This window comes from Stenomitos frigidus ULC18, from assembly GCF_003003795.1.
GTDB classification, from domain to species: domain Bacteria; phylum Cyanobacteriota; class Cyanobacteriia; order Leptolyngbyales; family Leptolyngbyaceae; genus Stenomitos; species Stenomitos frigidus_A.
Window position 1 is genome coordinate 40,710 of the sequence record NZ_PVWK01000014.1, and the last position, 24,410, is coordinate 65,119.

Annotated in this window: 20 protein-coding genes; 10 read left to right on the forward strand and 10 right to left on the reverse strand. The window is 52.7% G+C overall.

The genetic code is table 11. The annotated features are described in order from the left end of the window. Nucleotides 1-63: 63 nt before the first annotated feature. From C7B82_RS02255 to ppk1, 5 genes are all read left to right on the forward strand, one after another. Complete coding sequence (locus C7B82_RS02255; RefSeq protein ID WP_106254685.1) at nucleotides 64-2,463, forward strand: tetratricopeptide repeat protein; 2,400 nt, start codon at nucleotides 64-66, stop codon at nucleotides 2,461-2,463. An 86-nt stretch (nucleotides 2,464-2,549) separates the two neighbouring features. Further along, nucleotides 2,550-2,804 carry a cupin domain-containing protein gene (locus C7B82_RS02260; RefSeq protein WP_106254686.1) on the forward strand — a complete coding sequence of 85 codons (255 nt, stop codon included), beginning with the start codon at nucleotides 2,550-2,552 and terminating at the stop codon, nucleotides 2,802-2,804. Nucleotides 2,805-2,853: 49 nt separating this feature from the next. Further along, nucleotides 2,854-3,153, forward strand: coding sequence for a cupin domain-containing protein (locus C7B82_RS02265; RefSeq protein ID WP_219903921.1), 300 nt, complete (start codon nucleotides 2,854-2,856; stop codon nucleotides 3,151-3,153). Between the two features lie 142 nt (nucleotides 3,154-3,295). After that, a complete protein-coding gene (gene gloA2 / locus C7B82_RS02270; protein WP_106254687.1) occupies nucleotides 3,296-3,682 on the forward strand; it encodes an SMU1112c/YaeR family gloxylase I-like metalloprotein in 387 nt (128 codons plus the stop codon). Between the two features lie 207 nt (nucleotides 3,683-3,889). Continuing rightward, nucleotides 3,890-6,028, forward strand: coding sequence for a polyphosphate kinase 1 (gene ppk1, locus C7B82_RS02275; protein WP_106254688.1), 2,139 nt, complete (start codon nucleotides 3,890-3,892; stop codon nucleotides 6,026-6,028). A gap of 138 nt (nucleotides 6,029-6,166) precedes the next feature. Here ppk1 and C7B82_RS02280 read toward each other — a convergent pair whose 3' ends face one another. The 7 genes from C7B82_RS02280 to C7B82_RS02305 form a co-directional block, all read right to left on the reverse strand. Beyond that, nucleotides 6,167-7,114, reverse strand: a complete 948-nt coding sequence (locus C7B82_RS02280; protein WP_106254689.1) for a response regulator — start codon at nucleotides 7,112-7,114, stop codon at nucleotides 6,167-6,169. Between the two features lie 47 nt (nucleotides 7,115-7,161). Beyond that, entirely contained in the window at nucleotides 7,162-10,683 is a 3,522-nt protein-coding gene (locus C7B82_RS02285; protein WP_219903923.1) for a response regulator, read from the reverse strand. Between the two features lie 390 nt (nucleotides 10,684-11,073). Beyond that, nucleotides 11,074-11,220 carry a hypothetical protein gene (locus C7B82_RS31870; protein WP_181357313.1) on the reverse strand — a complete coding sequence of 49 codons (147 nt, stop codon included), beginning with the start codon at nucleotides 11,218-11,220 and terminating at the stop codon, nucleotides 11,074-11,076. A gap of 13 nt (nucleotides 11,221-11,233) precedes the next feature. After that, nucleotides 11,234-12,136, reverse strand: coding sequence for an MBL fold metallo-hydrolase (locus C7B82_RS02290; protein WP_106254691.1), 903 nt, complete (start codon nucleotides 12,134-12,136; stop codon nucleotides 11,234-11,236). A gap of 599 nt (nucleotides 12,137-12,735) precedes the next feature. After that, nucleotides 12,736-13,254, reverse strand: coding sequence for an inorganic diphosphatase (locus tag C7B82_RS02295; protein ID WP_106254692.1), 519 nt, complete (start codon nucleotides 13,252-13,254; stop codon nucleotides 12,736-12,738). A gap of 211 nt (nucleotides 13,255-13,465) precedes the next feature. Then, the gene (locus C7B82_RS02300; RefSeq protein WP_106254693.1) at nucleotides 13,466-14,284 is read right to left on the reverse strand and encodes an inositol monophosphatase family protein; all 819 of its coding nucleotides are present in this window, start codon (nucleotides 14,282-14,284) and stop codon (nucleotides 13,466-13,468) included. A 100-nt stretch (nucleotides 14,285-14,384) separates the two neighbouring features. Then, entirely contained in the window at nucleotides 14,385-15,833 is a 1,449-nt protein-coding gene (locus C7B82_RS02305) for a BCD family MFS transporter (RefSeq protein WP_106254694.1), read from the reverse strand. 302 nt (nucleotides 15,834-16,135) lie between these two features. Between C7B82_RS02305 and C7B82_RS02310 the strand changes: the two genes are divergently transcribed. The 5 genes from C7B82_RS02310 to C7B82_RS02325 all read left to right on the forward strand — a co-directional run bounded on the left by C7B82_RS02310 (nucleotide 16,136) and on the right by C7B82_RS02325 (nucleotide 20,857). Beyond that, nucleotides 16,136-17,095, forward strand: coding sequence for an aldo/keto reductase (locus C7B82_RS02310; RefSeq protein ID WP_106254695.1), 960 nt, complete (start codon nucleotides 16,136-16,138; stop codon nucleotides 17,093-17,095). Between the two features lie 437 nt (nucleotides 17,096-17,532). Continuing rightward, nucleotides 17,533-17,667, forward strand: coding sequence for a hypothetical protein (locus tag C7B82_RS34110; protein ID WP_281258906.1), 135 nt, complete (start codon nucleotides 17,533-17,535; stop codon nucleotides 17,665-17,667). An 18-nt stretch (nucleotides 17,668-17,685) separates the two neighbouring features. After that, nucleotides 17,686-18,060 (forward strand): response regulator transcription factor, encoded by a 375-nt coding sequence (locus tag C7B82_RS02315; protein ID WP_106254696.1) that lies wholly within the window; start codon nucleotides 17,686-17,688, stop codon nucleotides 18,058-18,060. Between the two features lie 266 nt (nucleotides 18,061-18,326). Further along, nucleotides 18,327-19,961, forward strand: coding sequence for a cryptochrome/photolyase family protein (locus C7B82_RS02320; RefSeq protein WP_106254697.1), 1,635 nt, complete (start codon nucleotides 18,327-18,329; stop codon nucleotides 19,959-19,961). 170 nt (nucleotides 19,962-20,131) lie between these two features. Further along, on the forward strand, nucleotides 20,132-20,857 hold the full coding sequence (locus C7B82_RS02325; protein ID WP_146141028.1) for an XRE family transcriptional regulator: 726 nt from the start codon (nucleotides 20,132-20,134) through the stop codon (nucleotides 20,855-20,857). Nucleotides 20,858-20,912: 55 nt separating this feature from the next. Here C7B82_RS02325 and C7B82_RS02330 read toward each other — a convergent pair whose 3' ends face one another. The 3 genes from C7B82_RS02330 to C7B82_RS02340 form a co-directional block, all read right to left on the reverse strand. After that, nucleotides 20,913-21,632 (reverse strand): ABC transporter ATP-binding protein, encoded by a 720-nt coding sequence (locus C7B82_RS02330; protein ID WP_106254699.1) that lies wholly within the window; start codon nucleotides 21,630-21,632, stop codon nucleotides 20,913-20,915. A 115-nt stretch (nucleotides 21,633-21,747) separates the two neighbouring features. After that, the gene (locus tag C7B82_RS02335; protein ID WP_106254700.1) at nucleotides 21,748-22,965 is read right to left on the reverse strand and encodes an ABC transporter permease; all 1,218 of its coding nucleotides are present in this window, start codon (nucleotides 22,963-22,965) and stop codon (nucleotides 21,748-21,750) included. A 66-nt stretch (nucleotides 22,966-23,031) separates the two neighbouring features. Then, entirely contained in the window at nucleotides 23,032-24,384 is a 1,353-nt protein-coding gene (locus tag C7B82_RS02340; RefSeq protein WP_106254701.1) for an efflux RND transporter periplasmic adaptor subunit, read from the reverse strand. Nucleotides 24,385-24,410: the final 26 nt, after the last annotated feature.

Genomic DNA, 24,410 nt, shown 5'->3' on the forward strand with positions numbered 1-24,410 from the left:
CGTTCGGGGGAGTTGGAAGGACAAGACTGTGGTGTGGTCAGACGGCGTGCGGGGGTTGCCCCTATGAGTACCAAGCGTTTTCGCGTCGCCTTCTCCTTTGCGGGAGAAAAGAGAGATTTTGTCAAAGCGATCGCGTCCCTTCTAGCTCAGCAATTTGGTGAGGATAAAATCCTCTACGACAAGTATCACGAGGCAGAGTTTGCCCGATATGACCTCGGCATTTATCTACCGAAGCTCTACGGTGAACAGTCAGACCTCATCGTCCCGGTGCTCTGTCCGAATTATGATACGAAGCGCTGGACGGGTTGGGAATGGATACACATCTATGGGTTACTCACCAAGGCAGATGGCTATCGCGTCATACCCTGCCGGTTCGAGTACGCCAACGCGGATGGTCTTAGCCCCGCCTCTGGTTTCATCGAACTCGATCAAAAGACTCCAGAGCAAGCCGCCACACTCATTCTCGAACGGCTTGCCCTCAATGAAGGTAGGCCCAGGGATCACTACACAAAGGACTCCGGCAGCGGCGGAACGCATTCCAGCGCAAACATCCCCCACAACCTCCCGCGCCTGCAATCCTTCTTCGGACGCGAGGCTGAGTTGCAGAAAATCGCCGAAGCCCTTGCACCCGATGCGCGGGGTTGGGGGGCGCTGATTGATGGCCCCGGTGGTATCGGCAAGACCGCACTCGCCATCCGTGCCGCCGAATTAGTCCCTGCCGGGCGCTTCCGGCGCATCATTTTCCTCTCGTCGAAAGAGCGCGAACTCACCGCCGATGGGCAGCGGGCGCTGGGATACTTCGTGCTGCCGAGCTATCTGGAAATGCTTAATGCCATTGCCCGTGAGTTAGGGCAACCGGACCTGGCGAAAGCCCCGGAAGCCGAACGTTCAGAAGTCATCCTACGGGCTTTGCGGGAGGCGGACGTCTTGCTGGTGCTCGACAATCTGGAGACCCTCCCAGAAACCGATCGCGATCGGCTGTTCACCTTCCTCAATCGTCTTCCCCGTGGCTGTAGCGCCATTGTCACCAGCCGCCGTCGGTCGGATGCCAGCGCTAGCATCCTGCGCCTTGATAGACTCGACTGGCCCGCTGCCCAGTCCCTCCTCGCCGATCTGGCACAGCACAATGACCGGCTGGCTCCCACTACCGAGCCAGAACGCCGCGCCCTCTATGAGGAAACCGGTGGCAACCCGCTGTTGATGCGCTGGGTCGTGGGGCAGCTCGGACTGGGGCGCTGCAAAACCATCGCCGCTGCGCTCGACTTTCTGCGCCGTGCGCCAGCAGAGAATAACCCGCTGGAATTTGTCTTTGGTGACCTGCTCGACACCTTCACCACCAACGAAACCCAGGTTCTCGCTGCGCTCACCCATTTCACCCGGCTGATGCCGACAACGTTCATCGCCGAACTCGCCAGCCTCAATGAAGCCGCCGCCCAGGGTGCCCTGAGCGATCTTGCCAACCGGGCACTGGTGCTGCCAGACGCAGAGGAACGCCACTTTGCCCTCGTGCCCCTGGTTGCCGACTTCCTGCGGAAGCAAAAGCCAGAGGTCGTGGCGGAGACCGGCAACCGCCTGGAGCAGCGCGCCTATGCCCTCATCGTCGAGAACGGTTATCGGGAGTATGATCGCTTCCCGGTGCTGGATGCCGCCTGGCCCACTGTTGCCGCCGCGATACCGCTGTTTCTCGCCGGTCCCAATCCCCGCCTGCAAACAGTGTGCACTGCGCTCCAAACCTTCCTCAACTTCACGGGCCGCTGGGATGAATGGCTCTCCCTCAACCAGCAGGCGGAAGCCAGGGCGATCGCGGCAGGCGATTGGAACAAGGCGGGTTGGCGGGCCTATCAAGTGGGAGAGATTCACAGGCTGCGCCAGCAGGCGGACGCAGTGCTGGACTGTGCCGACCGGGCGGCGGCGCATTGGCAGTCCGCGGGTGCTCGTGAGCGGGCTACCGCCATCCACTTGCGTGGCAAAGGGCACCAGTTAAAGCAGGATTACCCCGCCGCGCTCAGCGCCTACCGCGAGGCGCTCGACCTGTATCGCAGTTTGTCTGCCGAGAGCGAGGAGGTGGCCCTCACCCTGAATAGCCTCGCTGATATCGAGCAGCGCTCCGGCGATCTCACGGCGGCAGAGCAGGATTATCGCGAAGCGCTGCGGGTAGCCCGGGCGATCGGTGACGCTGAGGGCGTGGCCAGCTATACGGGCAATCTGGCTGCGCTGGTCCTGGATCGGAAAGACTGGTCGGGGGCCGAGACTCTTGCCCGCGAGGCTCTGCCCTTAGCAGAAAAGGTGGGTCGCCAGCAATTGATTGCCTCCAATTGCCGCCGCATTGCCAAAGCCCTGGTGCGCCAGGGCCAGGCCGCCGAGGCTCTGCCCTACGCCCGTCGGGCCGTGACCATCTACACCCAACTCGGCTCACCCGACCTCGCCAGTGCCCAGGCGACGCTGCGGGAGTGCGAGGGCTGATCGCCGTAGGCTGGGTTGATGACAGGCAACAACTGCTCTCTGTGCATGGTTAGTCTCAGGTAGCCCGTATGAGTTGAGAGGAAGATGTGGATAAATACATCATTACAAGAGAAGAAATTGAGACATACGAAGGCGTTGCTAAAACTCATTTTCTCAATGTCAATGCTCGTCGATTGAATAAATCGTTGGGAGACCTGACAGGCTTATCTGGTTTTGGGTTTCATATCATCGAGATCCAACCTGGCTATGACTCGACTGAGTTACATAAGCACTACCACGAAGATGAGTGTGTCTATATTCTTGAAGGCGAGGCAGAAGCAACGATCGGAGACAACACCTAAACCCCATCCATGTTGAGACCTGGAGTTTTTGAGCATAGTCTAACGGAGTTTGGAGATCCTAACGGGTAGGCTTTCCAGCCATATTCTCGAAACTACGGTTTTCAAGCTGGACGAGGTATATCCTGTAAAAGCAGGCGATTTTATCGGTTATCGGGCTGGTGGAGAACCACATAAGCTTAGAAATAACGGTAACACCTTGTTAAAGTGCATCGTTGTTGGTCAACGCCTTGAGCATGACGTTGGTGATTATCCAAACCTGAAAAAGCGCATTTATCGAAACAAAGGCTTGAAATGGAACCTTGTCGATCTTGAAACCATTGATGAGCCAATTGCCGGGAAAAAGACCTGACAATTGCTAAACATGGCAGAATTACTGGCTCTGTACCGTTGGCAAACCAACTTGTTGAGCACCTTGATTGTCCTGGAATTGAATCGGAGAGGCTATTTGCCGTTGCTGAACTATGATCGCTAACGTCCAAAGGGTATGACCAATGTTCAGCAACGGTATTCATCACGTCGCGATTATTTGCTCTGACTATGAGCGATCGAAGCACTTCTACGTCAACATCCTGGGCTTCCCCATCATCCAGGAAACCTTTCGAGCGGCTCGCAATTCCTACAAGCTGGATTTAGATGTGGGCAATAGTGGGGCGATCGAGCTGTTTTCCTTTCCCAATCCGCCCGATCGGCCCAGCAAACCAGAAGCCTGTGGACTCAGACATCTCGCCTTTAAAGTCGATGACCTGGATGCCTCTGTTGCCTACCTCACCACCAACGGCATCGCTGTCGAAGCCATTCGCACCGACGAACTCACCAGCAAACGCTTCACCTTCTTCAAAGACCCAGATGGATTGCCTTTGGAGCTGTATGAAATATAGGGAGAGCATTCAGCTATTAGCTATCAACCGTCAGCAATGAGCGGTCAGCAGCTAGCCATTACCGCTGACCACTGACCGCTGACCACTCACTCCTCTCACCGCTCACCTCCCCTCATTCACTCCTCTCACCGCTCCCATGTGTTCCGCAACACTTTCCATTCAAAGCCATTTCTGGGAGGATCTCAGCAAAGAGCCACAGGTAGATTCATGACAAGAGCGAGAGAGGCCAAGCCAGAGCTTAACCTGAGTGACCCGCAATACTATTTCAACCGCGAGTTGAGCTGGCTTGAGTTTAATCATCGTGTCTTGCATGAAGCCCTTGACCCGCGCACGCCGCTGCTAGAACGGTTGAAGTTTTTGGCGATCTTTAGCTCCAACCTGGATGAATTCTTCATGGTCCGGGTGGCGATTCTGACGCAGCAAGTTGAAGCAGAGGTCGATAAGCTGACTCCCGATGGCAAAACGCCAAAGCAGACACTGGACGCGCTGAGTCAACGTTTGCGCCCAATGGTGACCGAGCAGCATCGCCACTTCGAGCATGTACTGCGTCCACTCTTGCTTGAAAACGGGGTTCATCTCCTCAACTACATGGATCTAAACCAGGAACAGCGACGCTATTTGCAGCAATTTTTTGAGCAGCGAGTGTTTCCCATTCTGACCCCGCTGGCGGTTGACCCCGCCCATCCGTTTCCCTACATCTCCAACCTCAGCCTCAATCTGGCAGTGCTGGTGAAAGATCCCATCACGCACAAAGAGCTGTTTGCCAGGGTTAAAGTGCCCAATAGTCTACCTCGCTTTGTCACGCTGCCCTCAGACCTGCATCCGCCCGATCGCACCTGCGTCTGGGCTGGTGTACCGCTAGAACAGGTAATTGCCCACAATTTGGAGCTGCTTTTTCCGGGCATGAATATCCAGGAGTATTCCTTGTTTCGGATTACGCGCGATGCCGATCTGGAACTGGAAGAGGACTTAACTCACGACCTGCTGCTAGTGATTCAACAAGAGCTGCGGAAGCGTCGTATGGGCGGTGCAGTGGTGCGACTGGAGATTGAAGCCTCTGCCTCGAAAGCCGTGCGCGATCGCCTGATGCAAGAAAAGGAATTGACCGATCGTGATGTCTACGACGTTGAGGGTCTGTTGAACCTCAAGGATCTGATGTCGTTGTTAGCTGTACCGCTACCAGACTTGAAAGATGAGCCCTGGACGCCCGTAGTACCCGCTCGGCTGCGTCAACTCACGGAGACGACAGCGGATGTTACGTTGCCCTCAGAGACAGGGGAAGATATTTTCACGATCATTCGTCAGCAAGATTTACTGGTTCATCACCCCTACGAGTCATTCACGGCATCGGTCGAACACTTTATTACCCACTCTGCCCACGATCTAGATGTGCTGGCAATCAAAATGACGCTGTATCGCACGTCTGGCGATTCGCCGATCGTCAAAGCCTTGATTACAGCTGCGGAAAATGGGAAGCAGGTTGCCGTCTTAATCGAACTGAAAGCCCGTTTTGATGAAGAAAATAACATCAACTGGGCGCGGCGACTGGAAGAAGCGGGCGTCAATGTCATTTACGGCGTGGTCGGCTTAAAAACTCACACCAAAGTAGTTCTGATTGTGAGACAGGAAGGCGATGACATCCGTCGCTATGTGCATATTGGCACGGGAAATTACAATTCCAAGACCGCGAAGCTCTACACCGATCTAGGGCTGTTTAGCTGTAAAGAAGACCTGGGAGCAGATTTGACCGATCTGTTCAACTTTCTCACCGGCTACTCGCGGCAACAGTCGTATCGCAAGCTGCTCGTAGCTCCAGTGAATCTGCGCGATCGCATGATTGCCCTTATTCGTCGAGAAGCCGAACACGCCAGTCGGGGCGATCGCGGTCGCATCATCGCCAAAATGAATTCTCTGGTTGACCCCAAAATTATCAAAGCTCTGTACGAAGCGTCTCAAGCGGGTGTGGAGATTGACCTGATTATTCGCGGTATGTGCTGCCTCCGTCCCAGCGTCCCAGGCGTGAGCGATCGCATTCGGGTGGTCAGCATTGTCGGTCGCTTTTTGGAACATTCCCGCATCTTCCATTTCCACAACAACGGGGAGGAAGAGGTATTCATTGGTAGTGCCGACTGGATGCCCCGCAACCTGGATCGTCGCGTCGAAGCCATCACACCGGTTGAAGAGCCATCACTCGCAGCGAAACTCCGCGCCATTCTGGATATTTTCTTAGCCGACAACCGTCACGCCTGGGATTTACAGCCCGACGGTGCCTACACACAACGGCACCCTCACGCTGCACCGGAACGCGATGCTCAAATCGAGTTAGCACAACAGGCACAGCAATAGGCGGAGAGACTGTTAAAACATAGCTATCAGCTTAAAACATAGCTATCAGCTTAAAACATAGCTATCAGCTATCAGCTATCAGCTATCAGCTTTTCACTGACCACTGACCACTGACCACTGACGACTAACCGCACGTTATTACGACAGCAAGTGAATACAAAGGCGATCGCGTCCCTTCGCCTTCGCTTCATACAGCGCTTTATCTGCCGCCGTGATCAGCGTTTCGGGCAAAAAGTTGAGAGTGCGATCGGGGATGCCGCTGGTCACGCCCAGGCTGAGCGTGACATACGGGCTCACACTAGAGTTGGGATGTTTGATCTGTAGTGCGTGCACGCTGGAGCGGATCATTTCGGCGACTTTTACCGCGCCATCGATCGGCGTACTGGGCAAAATCACCGCAAACTCCTCCCCGCCGTAACGTGCAGCCAGATCACCGGGGCGTTTGGCTACCGCACCGATCGCATTCGCAACCTGACGCAAGCAAGCGTCTCCAGCTCGATGCCCATACCCTTCGGCGTCGTTATAGCGTTTGAACAGATCCACGTCACAAAGAATCAGCGACAACGTCTCTCCATGCCGCATCATCCGTCGCCATTCCTGGTCAAGATGCGCATCCAGCATCATGCGATTAGCCAGTTGCGTCAAGGCATCGACCGTTGCCAATCGCTGAAACATTTTGGTCGCTGTTTCCAGTTGTTTCAATAACTGAGATTGTTGAATCAGCCTGCGCACACGTTGGCGCAAGACTGCCCAATGGATCGGCTTGGTAATATAGTCGGTTGCTCCGGCAGCAAACGCCCGATCGACCGAGATCTGGTCATCTAAACCGGTAATCATCAGCACTGGGGTATGGTCTGAACCAGGCAACGCTTGCAAATGGGCGCAGCATTCAAAGCCATCCATTACCGGCATCATGCCATCCAACAGCACAATGTCTGGTTGAAATCGAATGCACGCTTCAATGCCTTCTTCACCATTGGTCGCCTCAATAATCTGGTAGCTCCCTTTTTCTAAGAAACGCCGGATCTGAGTGCGCATCATGTTTTCGTCATCAACGAGCAGGATCAAGGGTGATGCTTTAGGCATAAAGGTGAGAGACTAAACTGTTCCGGTCAGCGAAAAGCTTGCAGGCGTCATGATGGTTGGTGTGATTGTTCATGCCTTAAAGCGACTGCAACGCGTTTGTATTCCGCTTCCAGGCGCACAGTGATTGCAAGGCTCTGGTCGATCGGTGCACTGAGAGCAATGGTTTCTAATTCCTGACAAACCTGACTGAGACCCATGGCACCGAGGGACGCACTGCTCGCTTTGAGCCCGTGGGCAACCCGTTGCACTTCCTTCAGGTTGTGTTGGTCGATGGCAGTGTGAGCTGTTTGCAAGAGGATAGGAGCCTCAGCAAGATAGCAATCAATTAATTCGGCAATCACTTCACTCCCAATTTCTCCCATTTCCTGCCGAAAAGAGGCCAAAACCGTTAAGTCCAACGCGGAGCGCTCTGGCTCTGGTGTGGGAGAAGTTTGGCAAAGTGGCGCAGCGGCCATCTCAGGGCTAGATTCAGGATGGTCAATCGTTATCTTTAAGGATGGGCAGAGACTGAGTACTTGAGCCAATTCCTCCATGCGCACTGGCTTACTGATATAGTCGTCCATGCCCGCTGCGAGGCAAATTTCGCGATCGCCCTGCATGGCATTAGCCGTCATCGCAATCAGGTAGGGCCGCCTCGGCACTTGCCATTGCTGACAGATACAACGAGCGGCTTCCAGCCCATCCATTTCTGGCATTTGCACGTCCAGCAACACCACATCATAGGGTTGGCGTTGCAACGCCTCTAAAACTTCCAGCCCATTCCCTGCGACATCGGCCCGGTAGCCCAAACGTTGCAACATGAGTAGGGCAATCTTCTGATTGACCAGGTGATCTTCTGCCAGCAAAATTCTGAGAGAGTGTACGCGATCGGCTGTAGCTTGGCAGTTGCTATTCACTAACGGTTGTGGTGTTGACATTGGCTGGGTACTAAACGTGTTGTTCAACGTTTTATAGAGTTGGGCGGCTTTAATAGGCTTATTGAGAAATGCTGCAAAGTGGAGCTGGTCTTCCTGAGACAGATTTTCGGGCTTGCCGATCGAGGACAGCATCACCAGCGGCAAGGACTGGCAGCTAGGGATGGTGCGCATTTCAGCAGCCAGCATCAAACCATCTATCACTGGCATTTGCATATCCAAAACTGCCAGATCAAAGCGTTCACCCCGGCGCATGAGCTCCAGAGCCTCTGCCCCAGAAGCCGCAGCCTGAGCCAGCATTTGCCAGGATTGAGTATACTGAGTCAGAATTTGTCGATTGGTTGCATTATCATCCACCAACAGCACTCGCTTACCCACCAGAGAGTGTTGTATGACAGGCGTTGCGACCTCTGGAGCAACCTGAGCGGCGATCGTAAAGTAGAAGGTAGAGCCAACCCCTGGCTGGCTTTCGACCCACATCTTGCCACCCATCAGCTCACTCAGTTTTTTGCTAATCACCAAGCCTAGTCCTGTCCCTCCGTACTGGCGAGTGGTCGAAGCATCAACCTGACTAAAGGCTTTGAAGAGTCGTTCCAGCTTCGTACTCGGAATGCCAATGCCGGTATCTTTAACAGCAAACCGGATTTCGTAGAGTGGGGAGACGTATTTGGCATAAGCTGTTTTGAGCGGAACAGCATCAAGCGGTTGGGCATCAACCGTCACCACAACCTCGCCTGCCTCTGTAAATTTAATGGCATTGTTGAGCAAGTTAACGAGAATTTGCCGCAGACGAGTGACATCACCGAGCAGCCGTTGGGGTACAGCAGGGGTACTCCAATAAGCGAGCTCTAGCCCTTTCTCAGAGGCTTTCGTTGCCAACAAATCCAGCGCTTCTTCAAGACAAGTCAGCGGACTGAAGGGATGTTGCTCCAGATCCAGGTTGCCCGATTCAATTTTGGAGAAGTCCAAAATGTCATTAATAATCGTTAAAAGAGAATCACTGCTGGTGCGGATGATTTCGATGTAATCCTGCTGCTGAGGCGTTAGTGACATATCGAGCAACAACCCAGTCATGCCAATAACGGCATTCATCGGCGTGCGGATTTCGTGGCTCATGGTCGCCAAAAAGTTGCTTTTTGCTTGGTTGGCTTTATCAGCCGCCAATCGTGCCTCCTGCAAGGCAACATTTTGGATGGTGAGTTGCTCTCGCTGCTGCATCTCTTGTTCCAGCAGTTGCGCTTGCGCTAGGGCAATACCAACCTGGTCTGCTAATTGAGTCAGCAGAGTGGTTTCATAGGTGTGCCAATGTCTAGGATGAGCACACTGATGCGCGATTAAAAGCCCCCAGAGACGGGGTTTACCGATCGTGCCCTGCGCTTGAATGATGGGAACGACCAGGTTAGCTTTGACCTGAAATTGAGTTAGCAGTTTTTTGTGACAGTTCGTTAAGGATGACTGGTCAAGATCGTCAATCGCCTGCGTTTTGCCTGCATCATACTGCCGCCAACCACCTGCTTTAAAACAGGTGTCTTCAATAGTGAGGCCAAGGGTCGATGTCCAACCAGCGGCAACGGATTCGACAACAACAGTCCCATCCCAGTCTGGCTCAAAGCGGTAGATGATGACTCGATCGGCCTGCAGAAACTGCCGCACTTCAGTCACAGTGGTAGTGAGAATTTCATCCAAGTTGAGTGACTGGCGAATCCGTGATGTGATGGCGTTAAGTAGATTAGCTCGATGGTTTTGGTGTTCCAGGTCTGCTTCTACCTGCTTGCGATCGGTGATATCCGTCACGCTACCTTCATAGCCGATTGGTTGCCCTAAGGCATCATAGACAAGGCGTGCATTTTCTGAAATCCAGATGCGTTCACCTGTTTTGCAATAGACCTGAGACTCAAAACCAGAAACCTTGCCATTCGCCTCGATTAACTGCACAAACGCCTGTCGCTGCACAGAATCGACATAAAGCTGCTGCTGAAGATCCGTAAGCGAAGCCATTAACTCATCTGGCGAGCGATAACCGTAGATGCTGGCCAGCATTGGATTCGCCCTGAGATACCGTCCTGTTAGCGTTGTCCGATAAAGCCCTTCTACTGCATTTTCAAAGAGATCGCGGTACTCTACTTCGGTCTGCTGCTGCACTAAAAGGGTGCGTGTGAGCGTTGCAACCGTCCGTCGTAGCTCTAATTGAGCGATGACCTGACGGGCGATCGCTGACAAGGCGTCTAGCTCCTGCTCCGTCAACTGTCTGGGACAATGGTCAAGGACACAGAGCGTTCCCAACGGGTAACCTTCTGGGTTGATTAAAGGGACTCCAGCATACGATCGCACATAGGGTACCCCTGTCACCAAAGGATTGGCAGCAAACCGCTGGTCGTCTAGAGTATCGGGCACAACCAACACATCTGGTTGCAGAATGGCATGAGCACAAAAGGCTACATCGCGACTTGTTTCGGTTGCTTCTAACCCAACACTTGCTTTGAACCACTGTCGGTGCTGGTCAAGCAGACTCACCAGGGCGATCGGCGTCCCACAGATCGAAGCAGCTAGCTTTGTCAGGTCATCGAACGCGTCTTCTGCTGCTGTATCGAGGACACAATAGCTCAACAGCGCTTCAATACGTTGGGCTTCGTTAGTGGGAAGTGGAGCCTGCATGACGGAGCAACTATGGAACAGAGAAAACCGCACAAACCAGACATTGTTGGCTTCATCCAAAACATGGACAAGCAACATTATCTTTATAGAGTGCCCACTGAGATCGTAAGAGACACCGACCCAATTTAATCGTTCAACCGAGGTTAAATCGCTGAAAGCGCACACTTAGGACGTACGCAGAAGAAAACCTCTACGTCCCTTAAAAAGGGCTTTAGAGCTTTCCCTCGTTTCAAGGTACGTCAGGGAAAATCGGGCTTTCAAGACTCAACTGCGTCAGTCTTATAGCTGTAGCCATACTGGTTAGGACGGGGTGCAGGGGTGGAACCCCTGGCTGGGGGCACCGCCCCCACGCCCCCTTTGATCCCAATGTCCTAAGCTTTGTGACAACAGCTATAGTACGGAGTCAGCCGTAGGGATCGGTTTGAGTGCGACGTCATCGGTTTCGCTGTAGCTGAAGGCAAACCCCCTACTGACGGAATCTGTATCGCGATCGTCATTGACAGCACCGCTCACATAAGAAACCACTGGCGTTGCCATCCCAACGCTCTCACTAGACTGGCAAAATCATGCCTTCTCGCGCCAGCACGCTATTAGGAAACACCGATCGCACGTCTGCTTCTACCTTGTCCAGAAAATCATCGCAATGGTTGGGGTCGTGGTGGAAAATGACTGCTTGCTTGACGCCTGCCGCTTTTGCTAGCTTAATGGCTTCCTGCCAGGTCGAGTGTCCCCAGCCAATCTTGGGTGCTTTGGGGTCGTGGTACTCTTCATCGGTATAACAAGCGTCATAGATCAAGATATCGGCATTGCGGGCGAGATGGAGTAGATTTTCATCCAGGTGATCGGGGTAGTGTTCAGTATCGGTGGCATAAACGACGGTACGCCCTTCCCATGTCACCCGATAGCCCATCGCCGAATTGGGGTGGTTAAGCGGTCCCGTCTCGATCGTGACAGCACCCAGTTGCATGATATCACCAGCAAGCAAATCATAAAACTTCAAATCAGACTGCATCACCTGAATCGGTACGGGAAAGTTGGGATGCAGCATTTGGTCGCTCAGCCGTTGCTTCATTGAAGCGCCATTGGGTGCGATCGCACCATAAATGTGAAAGCAGTTGCCCTTCACAAAGGCTGGGACAAAAAACGGAAACCCTTGAATATGATCCCAATGCGAATGACTGAAGAACATATAGGCTTCCACAGGCATCTGCTTGAGCAAATGCTTGCCCAGCATGCGCAGTCCTGTACCGCCATCAAAGATGAGTCGTTTACCATCCACTCGCATCTCTACGCAGGAGGTGTTGCCACCGTAGCGAACCGTCTCGCTGCCGGGAGCGGGAATGCTGCCTCGCACCCCCCAGAACTCAACAACGAACTCTGGCGATGGAGACACAGACTCGATGTCTGCACTTTGATTCTGGGGGTTGGATGCAGGTGAATCAGGATTTGACATGTCTGATCTGATTAGCCTTTTCTAACAAGTCTAGGAGATGATAAAAATGCTGCTTGAGCTTAGTTAAAAGGAGAGCGATCGAGGCAACTATTTTGAGGGTTCCAGGTATAGACTGAGCATTGATCACAGTCACAGGTTGATTGTGTCGTACTGCCTGATCCGTAACTATTTCATGAAGCCCGACTAGAACCGATGCAACAGTTCATTGTTATAGAGATCATCAACCATTCACCCTGAAGGGATCCAATACCGAACCTAATTCATAGATAGAATACATCGGTAAAGTTCTAATGTCCCACTTATACTTATGCTACCCATATAGTTAGCGTTGGCAGCAAGCAAGCTGCAATTGTGCCTAGCCGAAGGACAGCACCTCAATCGGACGATGTCAGCCTCTCTAAGAAAGAGTCAGAATAAACAAGAATGTAAAAGAATAGCATTCTTGACTGAGTCAATAGAACACACCTATTTCCTAAAACCAGGTGTCTCGAAGCAATCAGGATAATCTTAATATTCCCTAAATATAGATATTTTCAGCATGGCTTAGGAAGCATCATTCCTAAGCCATGCTTTATACAGAGGCAGAGTTCAATCTGCTTTTAGCCTTTACCGATGCCTGCCTTGATGCATTGTTCTACCAGCGGCAAGACCGCTTCAACATCCTTCCAACCAAGGATTTCAGTCACTTTCTTCTCCAGGTTTTTGTACGATCTGAAGAATTCAGCGATTTCATCCAGGCGGTGAGGTGCGATGTCGGCAAGACGTTTTACCTGAGTATACCGAGGGTCTTTATCGGGAACACACAAAATTTTCTCATCGCGATCGCCGCCATCAATCATTTCTAGCATCCCAATCGGGCGTGCTGGAATGACGCAACCAGGAAATGTCGGTTGATCCATCAGCACAATGCCATCGAGGGGATCACCGTCATCAGCCAGGGTATTGGGCACAAAGCCATAGTCGTAGGGATACTGCACCGAGGAGTAGAGCACACGATCCAACGCAAACGCATTTAAGTCTTTGTCGAACTCATATTTATTCTTACTCCCGGCAGGAATCTCGATCAGGACATTTAACAAACCGGGCTTGGGTTGGGCAGGAATACGGGAAAGATCCACAGAAATTCTCCAAACTAGCGAGGGGATTGGGGAAAGGCTAAAGGCTAAAGGATGAAGGCTAAAGAATCAATCATTTAACCTTTATCTTTTAGCTTTTCTGCTGCTCTCCCCGATTAGCATTCTAGGTGAAGACAGGAGCAGGACAGTAGTAAATGGGCAGCCACCCTATAAAGACATGGCAATGCCATGTCCCTACGCTGGGAATCAGACCTTAGGCCTCGTGCAAGCTTGATGGTTGTACGAGGGGCTGGAAGATTGGCAGTAATGCTGGTTGGCTCACGACCAGGGTAGGGTAAGCCCGATCGCTGTAGTCTTGACCAACCAGGAGCGGGAAGATCGGGTTTGCTTCTAAAGGCATCCAAACGCCGCCTGCGGCTTGGATGATCGCCCAGACCGCGGCAATATCCCAGATTTTGGGGGTTGCTTCGACACCGCCCATAGTGGCTCCGGCTGCGACAGTCAGTAGGTTATAAGTCGCGACTCCTAGCATTCGAATTTTGCAGGGAAAGGGGTTTTGGAGCAAGGCAGTGCTGCGAGTGCAGAGGTTGAAGAAATGGTTTGAGGTGAGGGCATCAGTGCTGGTATGGATGGGGCGATCGTTCAAAAAAGCGCCCGTTGGCATCTCTAACCCAGACGCGCCACACCAGTAGCCGTAAAAGGATTGTCCCAGTGGGGGCAAATGGACATAGCCGAAAACGGGCGTACCTTTATAGAGCAAGCCAAGCGAAATGCCCCAGATTGGTAAACCTCTGGCAAAGTTCGTCGTGCCATCGAGCGGATCAACAATCCAGCACCAGTCATTTGGCGGAAAAATGTGTTCGACTTCTTCGCTGAGCACGCCGTGAGTGGGAAAGGTTTGGGCGATTGCGGTTCTCAACACCTCATCCGCCCAGCGATCGGACTGCGTGACCAGGCTTCCATCCGCTTTTTCTGCTGCCTGCGCCTGCCCAAAGTCTTGCAGTAGTTGCGTTCCCACACGAGCAGTCGTGCTACGAGCAAAGTCGAGTATCTGAGTCCAGAAATCTGACATGAGAGTGATGAGTTTTAAGTGATGAGTTTTGAGTTTCGTCCTTTAACTCATACCTCTTTAGCGTAGCGGCACGAAGTGCTAATCGAAACTCAAAACTTTCTTAGTCAAGCTCGTTGCCCATCACGGTGGCGATCGCCGCCTTGGCATTGGATTGAAATTCTGCTACATTCACGCGGCTAAGCAGCCCAACGGCCAGAATCATGCCAGCCGCCTGTACCGCAAAAACCAGCCCATAGGACAGCACAGGAAGCGTAAAGAGCTTATTGCCGATGTCCAAAACCGTACCACCTGCAACGGTTGACAGGGCTCGTGCCAGTGCTTGCGCCAAGCCCCAGGCTCCGATAAAAGTTCCGGCGGTTTCGGCTGCAGTGAGATCCAGCATGAGGCTTAAAGCGCCCGTGGTCGTAATGCCAGAGGCTAAACCAAACGCGAAAACGACCCCTTTGAGTGCGGTTTGGTTGGCCGTGAACCCAGCAACAATTAGCAAGAGAAAGCACGCTGCGACCAGTAAACAGCCCACTTTGGCAGTCTGTTGCTTCCCCAGACGTGGCACCACCAAAAAGCCAGCGCTGCTGATGCCAATGAGTGTGCCAGTCCCCCAAAAGGCATTGAGCAGCGTGGTTTTAGAAAACTCCATGCCAAAGACTTTAGCGCCGTAGGGTTCCAGCACCGCGTCCTGCATGAACAGGCTGATGGTCATTACTAGCAAGAAGGTGAAGAAGATTCCCGTTTGGGGACTGGCAGTTAAGACTCGTAACGCTCTACCCAATGTGATTTTGTCTTCACGATCGGCTAAGGACGATCGCGAACCATAGAGCGAATATTTCTTCTCCACACCAGCCGTTGCTAACACTGCTAACCCGACTACGATCGCAGGCACGATCACAAACACGCGATTGATCGCCGCTTGCAGAACCTCTAGCGATGTATTCAGGGTCAACCGTTTGAGCAAGACGCTAATCAAAATTGCGCCAATGACGATGCCCACCATCAGCATCGACCAGACAACACCAATGAGCTTCGGGCGATTCGTCTCATCCGAAACATCAACGAGCAGCGCTGCGAACGGGGTTGATCCAGCACTGAGCGCCATGCCATAGAGGGCAAAAACACCTGCTAAAACAATCGTCCATAGAGTCGTCTCGGCATTCCACGTCCAGCCACCCGCTATTTGCACTGCCGCACCCAAACGCCACATTACCTGCACCGCCAGAAAAGAAGCGATCGCAAACAACGCGGTGCCGACCCAAACATACCCCGTGCGATGATAGCCTGCGATCGGTCGAGCATCTGACATCTGCCCAAACCAAACCCGTGCGGGTGCCACAAATTGATGTGCCGCGATCGCCCCTGCTGCGATCGTTGCCGGAATCGCCAGATTGCCAATCATTGCTCGATTTAGCACACCCAGAAACAGCACCGACATCATGCCTAGCCCCATCTGGTAGAGTCCCAGACGAAACATTGTTAGCAAACTGATTTTGGATCTTGGGTCAGCATCCTGCGGCAATTGAAAGTCGTGCGAGTCAGATAATTTGCTCGTTGCCATAGCCCATTCCTAAAGCGTCTTTAAACTAAGGCATTTTTAAACAACATCCAGCCTTCCTATTCAGATTAAGCTCAAACGCGACCAGGCATTCATGTGATTAGCGAAGGAGCCTGTAGAAGCGAACGGTCAGCGGTCAGCGGTCAGTGGTCAAGAGCAAGTGGTCAGGAGACAGAAGATCCGACCTCAAAACTCAAAACTCAAAACTCTTCCCGCTCCCCTGCCCCCTCCGCTCCCCTTGCCCCCTCTCCATTCCTCAGACGATACACTGGGCATGAGACATCTAAAGAACAGGGAGCGATCGCGTGCAAACGGTAACGCTTGGCAAAGATGGTCCCGCTGTTACAGCCCTCGGCATTGGCACCTGGGCATGGGGCGACAAACTCTTCTGGAGCTATGGCAACGACTACGGTGCGGATCAGGTGCGCGAAGCGTTTGATGCCACGCTAGAGGCGGGTATAGACTTTTTTTATACGGCTGAAGTCTATGGTTTAGGCGAATCTGAGCGGCTGATCGGACAATTCATGCGGCAAACAGACAAGCCTGTACAGATTGCCACAAAATTCTTTCCATTGCCCTGGCGCTTTAATGCCCAATCGGTTTCTGATGCCCTCACCGCCAGTCTAGAACGATTGCAAGTGTCGCAGGTAGCCCTCTATCAAGTGCATCAGCCGTTTGACTTCCTCCTGGGCAAACGTGCGCTGATGAATGCTCTGGCAGATGAAGTGCAGCAAGGCAGAATTGCCACCATTGGCGTGAGCAACTACTCAGCCGAACAGATGCGTCAGGCGCACAAATTCCTGGCGGCAAGAGGCGTCCCGCTGGCAGTGAATCAAGTGCGCTACTCGTTGCTGACCCGTCAAATTGAAAGCAACGGTATTCTCGATACGGCTCGCGAACTGGGCATCACCATTCTGGCGTACAGTCCGCTGGCACAGGGATTGTTGACAGGGAAATATACGGCTGAAGGGACACGATCGCCCCAGGGTCAACCGCTCCAGGGTGCGCGTCGTCTCGATCCCCGCTTCAACCAAAACGGTTTAGAGAAGATTGCACCCGTGATCAGTTTGCTCCAGGCCATCGGTGCTGCACATCAGCGCACTCCGGCTCAAGTTGCGCTCAATTGGTTGATTGCCCAAGGTGTCATCCCGATTCCCGGTGCCAAAACTGCTGACCAGGCACGCCAAAACGCTGGAGCCTTGGGCTGGAGCCTGACTGCAGAAGAGGTTGAGACACTCGATCGCGCCACACAAGCCTGGAAATAACGAAGGAAACGGGTTTCTCTACGAAACGAGGCTGTTGGAACATGCAGCTTGGTTCAGAAAACAGGTTTCTGGGAGCGCGCGATCGGGGTTTACAGTCTGCCGATACATCCACTCGACAGCAGACTGATCGCAGATGCCTTTAGTTGGGCACTCTATAAAAGCAAGCCTGAGTCACCTGATCAGCACAATTATCTTGTTTGTGTTGTTCAGTGCCAAGGCGAATCGCAAAGAGAACTGAACTACTGCAAAAGACCCCGATTACGCTGATTATCAGCAGCAAGTGAAGCGCCTGACTCCCTGGCTGTACTGATCTCTATTGGTTGGCGGTACTGATAATCGACGCTACCGTTTGAGTCGAGGTCTGTTCTTAAAAATTTGTCACTTGATCGCTGCACCTGGTACCCGGAACCATCCACATTAGGTGTGAAGAAGATGGTATGCAGCTCATTTCCTTCATGGAGGAGCCAGCGATCGCAGCACGTGGTTATCGTGCCAAAGGAGCCGTGGGCTTCATAGCAAACGTCCATTGGCTCTACAAACACGTTAAACTATCGCAATCACGCCTTAAATAACTAAGCCGTTATGGAGTTATGACTACAGTTCTGATCGTAGACGATAGCCCCACTGTACGGGAAATGGTCTCAGAGCAATTTAGAAAAAGCGGCTTCAGTGTCATTGAGGCAGTAGATGGTGAAGAGGCAGTCGAGCAGATCACGGCAAAGTCTCCCGACGTGGTCGTGACAGACATTGTGATGCCTCGCAAAAACGGCTATGAACTCTGCCGCTGGATTAAGAATGATCCCAACACAAAACACATCCCTGTGATCATGTGCACCAGCAAGAGCGAAGAATTTGATGTGTACTGGGGCATGAAGCAAGGCGCAGATGCCTACATTACCAAACCGTATCATCCACCCGATTTGCTGGATGCTGTCAAAAAGCTGTTGCAACAGGCGAGAGGGTGAAGGAGGGAGGGAGCTTTTGAGTTTTGAGTTGGAGGAGAGGAGGGAGGAGACTTGCAAGCATCCTCTTAGCCCTTGCTCGTTACTAAGGAATACGAATCTAATCACTCCGGCATTTCCCGTAGGGGGTATGGCCATGTGCTCCTACCTGCAAGCAATTTGTCGATTTTATTTAATCCACGATCCTAACTACTGAGAACCAACCACTAAAAACTTCAAAGCCTTAAGCTTTGTTAAGCTGAGAGAGTGCCCTCAGTGCTGCTTTGTTTATGAACCGCACGATCGTCTGGTTTCGTCGGGATTTACGTATCGCAGACCATGCGCCGCTGTATCGCGCGGCGTTGCGAGGTGAGGTCATTCCAGTGTTTGTGTTCGATCGCGCGCTGCTGCACCATCCCGAAACGGGATCAGCGCGGGTAGCGTTTATGCTGGAATGCCTGCGATCGCTGGATCAAGATTTGCGCGATCGGGGTGGACGCTTAATTTTGCGATCGGGCGATCCGGTCAACGTACTGCCCCAACTGATTCGCGAAACGCAGGCAGATGGGATCTACGCTCACATTGACTTTGAGCGCATCTACGGTCGGGTACGGGATGCCCGCTTGAATCATGCCTTAGCGCAAGAAAACCTTAAGATTCGCTGGTTTGAGCCACTTGCCACAACGCCTGACCTGATCCCCTATCCTGATTATCGCGACTTGTGGTTCGACGACATGAACGCAGATATGGTGCCGATTCCCGCTCACGTTCATGTGCCAACTGATGTCACTAGCGAACCATTACCGACGCTAGCTGACGTGGGACATTTACCCGACAGCAAGCCTCTTCCTCCCGCAGGCACGCAAGCTGCCCGAACACTGCTGCAAAACTTTTTGGATGAAAAAACCGATCGCTATTACTGGCAGCTTTCATACCCCAGCGCCGAAGCCACGACAGGGCTGAGTCCTCACATCAAATTTGGTGCCATTTCAATCCGGGAATGCTACAAAGCGGCGCAGCAGATCAAGTCCTCACCCGATGCCCGCGTGCAGCGTAGCCGTAAGCAACTGATTGCCCGATTACGTTGGGGAAGCGGTTTTGCCCAGCGATTTCGCTACTTGCCGCAGCTAGAGTTGCGATCGCTCTACAGCATTTTTGATGACGATAGCTGGTCGTTTGATGAAGACCTTTATCAGGCATGGCAACAGGGTGAGACAGGGTTTCCGATCGTCGATGCAGCAGCACGATGCCTCCAAGCCACGGGCGGTTGGAAAGAACTCAATTTTCGTGTTCGTGCTCTGTACTCCAGCTTTTTGAGCAATTTACTGGGTATGGATTGGCGCTATGGTGCGCTGCACTTCATGCGGCACCTGATTGATGGCGATTGCCCGATCGACCATTACCAGTGGGCTATGCAATCGGGTGTAACACACTGCGTTGACAAAACCTGGACGCGTATCTACAACCCAGAACAAGTTGCGGTCGATCGCTGTGATCCCGATGGCATCTTTATCAAGCGCTGGCTACCAGAGCTAAAACATCTGCCGCCCGCCGCTCTTGGTGCGCCACTACCGATGAAGGGCTATCCTGCCCGCATTCTCGATTACAAGCAAGCCCGAAAACAGCGAGTCAAGCAGCTAGAGCAACAGCGTCAACGCTTTTTGGGGCTAGAAAATGTGGTGCCCCACCTGTCACGCTTACCAGAAAGCTTTTTGCCGTTTGGGGCAGAACGCTTTGACACCGAGGTCTCTTGGGCAACAGACGCTCGTGACTTGTTTCCGCCACCGCTGGATTTGAATGCGATCGACGCCGAGCAAGCAAAAGCTTTACGCACCTGGTTTGTTGCCCACGTAGACATCAAGCCACGGAAAGCACGTCGCAAACCAGAACCGGAACCGGACACCATTCAGCTCAGCTTGCTGTAGGTTTGCACGCTTGAGCCGTGACGTGAGCACGCCATACAGGTGTAGGTGTCTTTTGAACACGAAAAAACTGAGTAACAAAAAACGACCTTGCAACGCTGGGATGAGCCGCATAAGCCAAAATGGGGGATGGTAAATCTAGCTGCGGCGATCGCGTCAAGGAGGTCAGGATTATGGGAGACAATACCAACCTGTTTTGGTTTGGTTTTTTGGTCGAGTTCATCTTCATTCTGGCGATCGTTAAGATAGTAGACTTGGGCTCCAAAAGTAATGACAAGCTTGACGCCGAGCGCAATCGCCTGAGACGCGAGTATGAACGCCTTGAGCAAACATTTCAACAAAAAGCAGAGTTAACGCAAGAGAGCCTCCGCCTGCAAGAGCTGCAGCGACGCAGTGAACAACTCGCCGCACAAGCACATCCTCTCGTTCAGGGCGCATCGCACCCAGACGCACTAGCGAGCGAGCATCTGCAGCGTCAACAAGCTCTACAGCAAGAGAACGATCGACTCACGCAGGAATGCTTACAACTACGGCAGGCGTTGCAGCAGGAGGCAATGCGAACAACCGCTATGCGCCACTCGCTCTTTAAGCAGTTGCAGACGCTGTTCACACACTATCCAAGCCTCAGCAAAATCATTGAGGCAAAGCCCGATTTACCCGCCAAAAGCCTCACACCGATGTTTGTACCTCTAGAAGAGCTGCTGCAGAGCTGGGGTTACAGTCCAATTGGTGCCGCGTGGGAACAGGTTGCTTACGATCCAAAACTCCACCAACCCGATGCACCTGATATTGCTGTCGGTGAATTGGTCTATGTGCGCTATGTCGGCTATCGCGATGGCGACACGATTCTTTCCCCAGCCAAAGTCAGCCGCACGTTAACGAAAGCGATCGGGACATAGTTTGTACGAGAAGCGGCATTCTGTAGGGCCATTACATGTAACGGCCTTACAGAATCTAGGCTGCTATCAGTTGGTTGAGATCCTGGGGCGCGAGATGCGGATGAACCACCGTACCGTCCTTAAACCAGATCACGCGATTGGTACGACGGGCCACAGCGGCTTCATGCGTCACCATAACAACCGTCATGCCACTGGCGTTTAGCTCCGTAAAGATATTGAGAATCTCAACGGTGGTGTGAGAATCCAGAGCACCAGTCGGCTCATCGGCTAGCAGCATCACAGGACGATTGACGATCGCCCGCGCAATGGCAACGCGCTGCTGTTGTCCACCCGATAGCTCAAACGGCCTGTTTTTCATGCGATTGGCTAAACCAACACGAGTGAGTGCAGCAGCAGCTCGATCGCGTCGTTCACGATCGGGGACATTTGCATACACCATCGGCAGCATCACGTTTTCGAGTGCTGATAGCTGCGGCAACAGGTGAAACTGCTGAAACACAAACCCCAGCTTGCGGTTACGCACATGGGCAAGCGCTGTATCATCCAACTGCGCGACATCTTCGCCATCCAGATAGTAGTGTCCTCGCGTCGGTCGATCCAGACAGCCAATCACATTCATCATCGTGGACTTACCAGACCCAGAGGCACCCATGATGGCGCAATACTCGCCCTGTTCGACGATGAGATTCACGCCTGCAAGCGCCTGCACTTCTGTTTCACCAGAACCGTAGATTTTGTAAATGTCTTCGAGACGAACGATGGTGGAGATGGGCATGGGGGGAAGGAAAGGCTAAAGGATGAAGGATGAAAGTTTTGAGTTTTGAGTTAATTTCGGCTACTGACTACTAACTACACTTTTAGCCTTTAGCTTTTAGCCTTTAGCCTTTCCTTTACGTGCTTCTCAGCGCCACGATCGGGTCAAGTTTAGCGGCTTGTCGGGCAGGCACAACGCCAAAGAATAAGCCGATGCCGCCAGAGACACCGACTGCAAGGGCGATCGCTAACGGTGAAACGCTGGCTTTGAGGGGCGTGATGGCACCGACCGCGAGAATACCACCCACACCGATCGTCGTTCCAAGTAAGCCGCCAGCCGCAGAGAGAATGACGGCTTCAATCATGAACTGGATCAGAATGTCTTGCTGGGAGGCACCGATCGCCTTGCGTAAGCCAATTTCCTGCGTGCGCTCGGTCACGGAAACCAGCATGATGTTCATAATGCCAATGCCGCCGACTAAAAGGGAAATGCCTGCGATCGCTGCCAGCATTGCCGTCAGGCCACCCGTGATCGTATCGACAATCGACAGTACGTCTTTTTGAGTCTGCACTTGAAAGTCGTCGTCGTTCACGATTTTGTGCCGTAACCGCAACAGATTGGTGATTTGAAACTCGGCAGCACGAATATTGCCTTCGCCCTTAGCGGAGATAGAGATTACAGTGACATCTAAACCATAGGGAGACGTACGTCCCGTTAGACGATAAGCATGAGTCGTAATCGGCACGTAGGCGGTATTGTCCTGGTTGCTACCCAGGAATGACCCTTTTGCTTGTAAAACACCAATCACCTGAAAGCTATTGCCTTTAATGCGAACTTGCTGACCAATGGGATCGCTATTGCCAAAGAAACGATTGGCTAAATCTGCACCCAACGCAACAACCTGATTGTCACGCTTAAGATCCTGGTCACTGAGAAAGCGCCCTTTCGCCATATCAAAACTACGCACAGAAAGAAATTGGGGTGTAGTGCCAGTCACTGCTGCGCTGGTGTTGAGATTTTTGTAAACGATCGTCATTTGGCTCTGACGTTGCGGTGCGACTTCTTTGATAGACGGCACCTGTAACGCGATCGCCTCTGCGTCCTCAAGAACGAGCGTCCTGGGTATGTCAGCGGTGCGTCCACGGCTCTCAGGGTTCCCTGGTGACACAAAGAGCACGTTTGGACCCAGTGACTCAAACTGCTCGGAGGCTAACTTTTGGGCACCCTGTCCGATACCCACCATCGCGATCACCGACGCATTCCCAATCACAATGCCCAGCATTGTCAGCACACTGCGCAACTTGTTTGCGGTCAAGGTTTTGACCGCCATTTTGCCACTTTCGAGTAAATCCATGGGGAGAAAAGAAAAGATAAAGGATGAAGGCTAAAGGCTAAGTTTTTTAGCCTTTAGCGTTTAGACTTATTTCTGGTTCACACCTTTGGTGATGTTTTCGAGCTTCTGACCTTCGGGCAGTTCGACGAAGACCTGATTGCCTGCCTGAATGCCGCTTAAGATTTGGGTTTCGTTGCCGATCGTGGAGCCGACGGTAACTAATTGAAATTTCGGCTTGTTTTGGGCATCGGGCACGAGGACGCCCGTTTGTCCTTTATCGGTGACGATCGCCACGGTGGGCACAATCAGTGCTTGCTTCAGTTGCTTGCCTAAAAAGGTGAGATCAATGTCCTTCATGCCCGATCGCAGCAGGTCTTTGCCCGTTCCTAGCTCCACCCAAACCGCAAAGGTCACGACACCTTTTTGCGTAGCATCCTCTTCTTCAGCTTTCGGGGAAATCCGTTTCACAATGCCCTTAAACGTTCGATCAGGGTAAGCACCAGCCCGAATTTCCACTGGTTGCCCTAACCGAATCTGAGAAATATCCACTTCCGGCACTTTGGCTTTCACCTCCAGGTCGCTGGCAAGGTTAGCCACATAAGTTGCGGAAGAGGTACTAGAGGCAAAGCTGGTTGGTGCCACAAAGGCTCCTACTTCTGCGCCCGTCTGCGTGATCACCCCATTAAACGGAGCACGGATGACGGCATCCTCTAGTTGAACGTCAATCTTATCGAGGGTAGCTTGTGCGGCGGCCACTTGCGCAGCGGCTTGTTGCACCTCCTGAATACGGGAGCCGTTCTTTTGTTGGTTTAGCTGCTGCGCGAGGCTGTTATAACCAGCTTTTGCTTGCTCCAAATTAGCTCTAGCGCTTTGTTCTTCATTGAGCACTTCATCAAGCTTGTCCCGGCTGATGGCACCTTCTGCAGAAAGTGCACGGTTTCGCTGTGATCGCTGCAACGCCAGGTTCAAGCGGGTTTGAGCAGAGGTAATTTGTGCCTGTGCCTGATTGGCGCTTGCCTGTGCCTGCGCGATTGCCTCAGGACGACTGCCCGCACGCAATAACGACAGGTTTGCTTGCGCTTTCGCCATTTCTGCCTGTGCCTGCGCGCGATCGGCTTGCAGTTCTCTGGTTTCCATCCGCGCGACAATTTGCCCTTGTTTGACGCGATCGCCCCGTTGCACCATGAGCGCTTCGAGCCGTCCTGCCGTTTTCGGGTTCAGGTTCAGTTCTTTCACGGCCTGCACTTCACCGTTGGCAATAATGCGTGTCGTCGTATCTTTGAGCTGCACAGGTACGGTCAATTCGCTGACAGGCTGTTTCGGTGTGGTGGTACGAAGGAGTGATACGGTGACTGCCGTAATGCCGACCATACCAGCAACGACCAGCCCGATCATCCAGGGATTGGTCTTGGTTACTTTGTCAACAATAGGGAGTTGCATGGGAGGAAAGAGTGTTGAGAGAGTGG

Bases quoted from the DNA above. Each gene is read 5' to 3' on its own strand.
- C7B82_RS02255 (WP_106254685.1), top strand. From the start codon at position 64: ATGAGTACCAAGCGTTTTCGCGTCGCCTTCTCCTTTGCGGGAGAAAAG.
- gloA2 (WP_106254687.1), top strand. From the start codon at position 3,296: ATGTTCAGCAACGGTATTCATCACGTCGCGATTATTTGCTCTGACTAT.
- ppk1 (WP_106254688.1), top strand. From the start codon at position 3,890: ATGACAAGAGCGAGAGAGGCCAAGCCAGAGCTTAACCTGAGTGACCCG.
- C7B82_RS02280 (WP_106254689.1), bottom strand. From the start codon at position 7,114: ATGCCTAAAGCATCACCCTTGATCCTGCTCGTTGATGACGAAAACATG.
- C7B82_RS02285 (WP_219903923.1), bottom strand. From the start codon at position 10,683: ATGCAGGCTCCACTTCCCACTAACGAAGCCCAACGTATTGAAGCGCTG.
- C7B82_RS31870 (WP_181357313.1), bottom strand. From the start codon at position 11,220: ATGGCAACGCCAGTGGTTTCTTATGTGAGCGGTGCTGTCAATGACGAT.
- C7B82_RS02290 (WP_106254691.1), bottom strand. From the start codon at position 12,136: ATGTCAAATCCTGATTCACCTGCATCCAACCCCCAGAATCAAAGTGCA.
- C7B82_RS02300 (WP_106254693.1), bottom strand. From the start codon at position 14,284: ATGTCAGATTTCTGGACTCAGATACTCGACTTTGCTCGTAGCACGACT.
- C7B82_RS02305 (WP_106254694.1), bottom strand. From the start codon at position 15,833: ATGGCAACGAGCAAATTATCTGACTCGCACGACTTTCAATTGCCGCAG.
- C7B82_RS34110 (WP_281258906.1), top strand. From the start codon at position 17,533: ATGCAGCTCATTTCCTTCATGGAGGAGCCAGCGATCGCAGCACGTGGT.
- C7B82_RS02315 (WP_106254696.1), top strand. From the start codon at position 17,686: ATGACTACAGTTCTGATCGTAGACGATAGCCCCACTGTACGGGAAATG.
- C7B82_RS02320 (WP_106254697.1), top strand. From the start codon at position 18,327: ATGAACCGCACGATCGTCTGGTTTCGTCGGGATTTACGTATCGCAGAC.
- C7B82_RS02325 (WP_146141028.1), top strand. From the start codon at position 20,132: ATGGGAGACAATACCAACCTGTTTTGGTTTGGTTTTTTGGTCGAGTTC.
- C7B82_RS02330 (WP_106254699.1), bottom strand. From the start codon at position 21,632: ATGCCCATCTCCACCATCGTTCGTCTCGAAGACATTTACAAAATCTAC.
- C7B82_RS02335 (WP_106254700.1), bottom strand. From the start codon at position 22,965: ATGGATTTACTCGAAAGTGGCAAAATGGCGGTCAAAACCTTGACCGCA.
- C7B82_RS02340 (WP_106254701.1), bottom strand. From the start codon at position 24,384: ATGCAACTCCCTATTGTTGACAAAGTAACCAAGACCAATCCCTGGATG.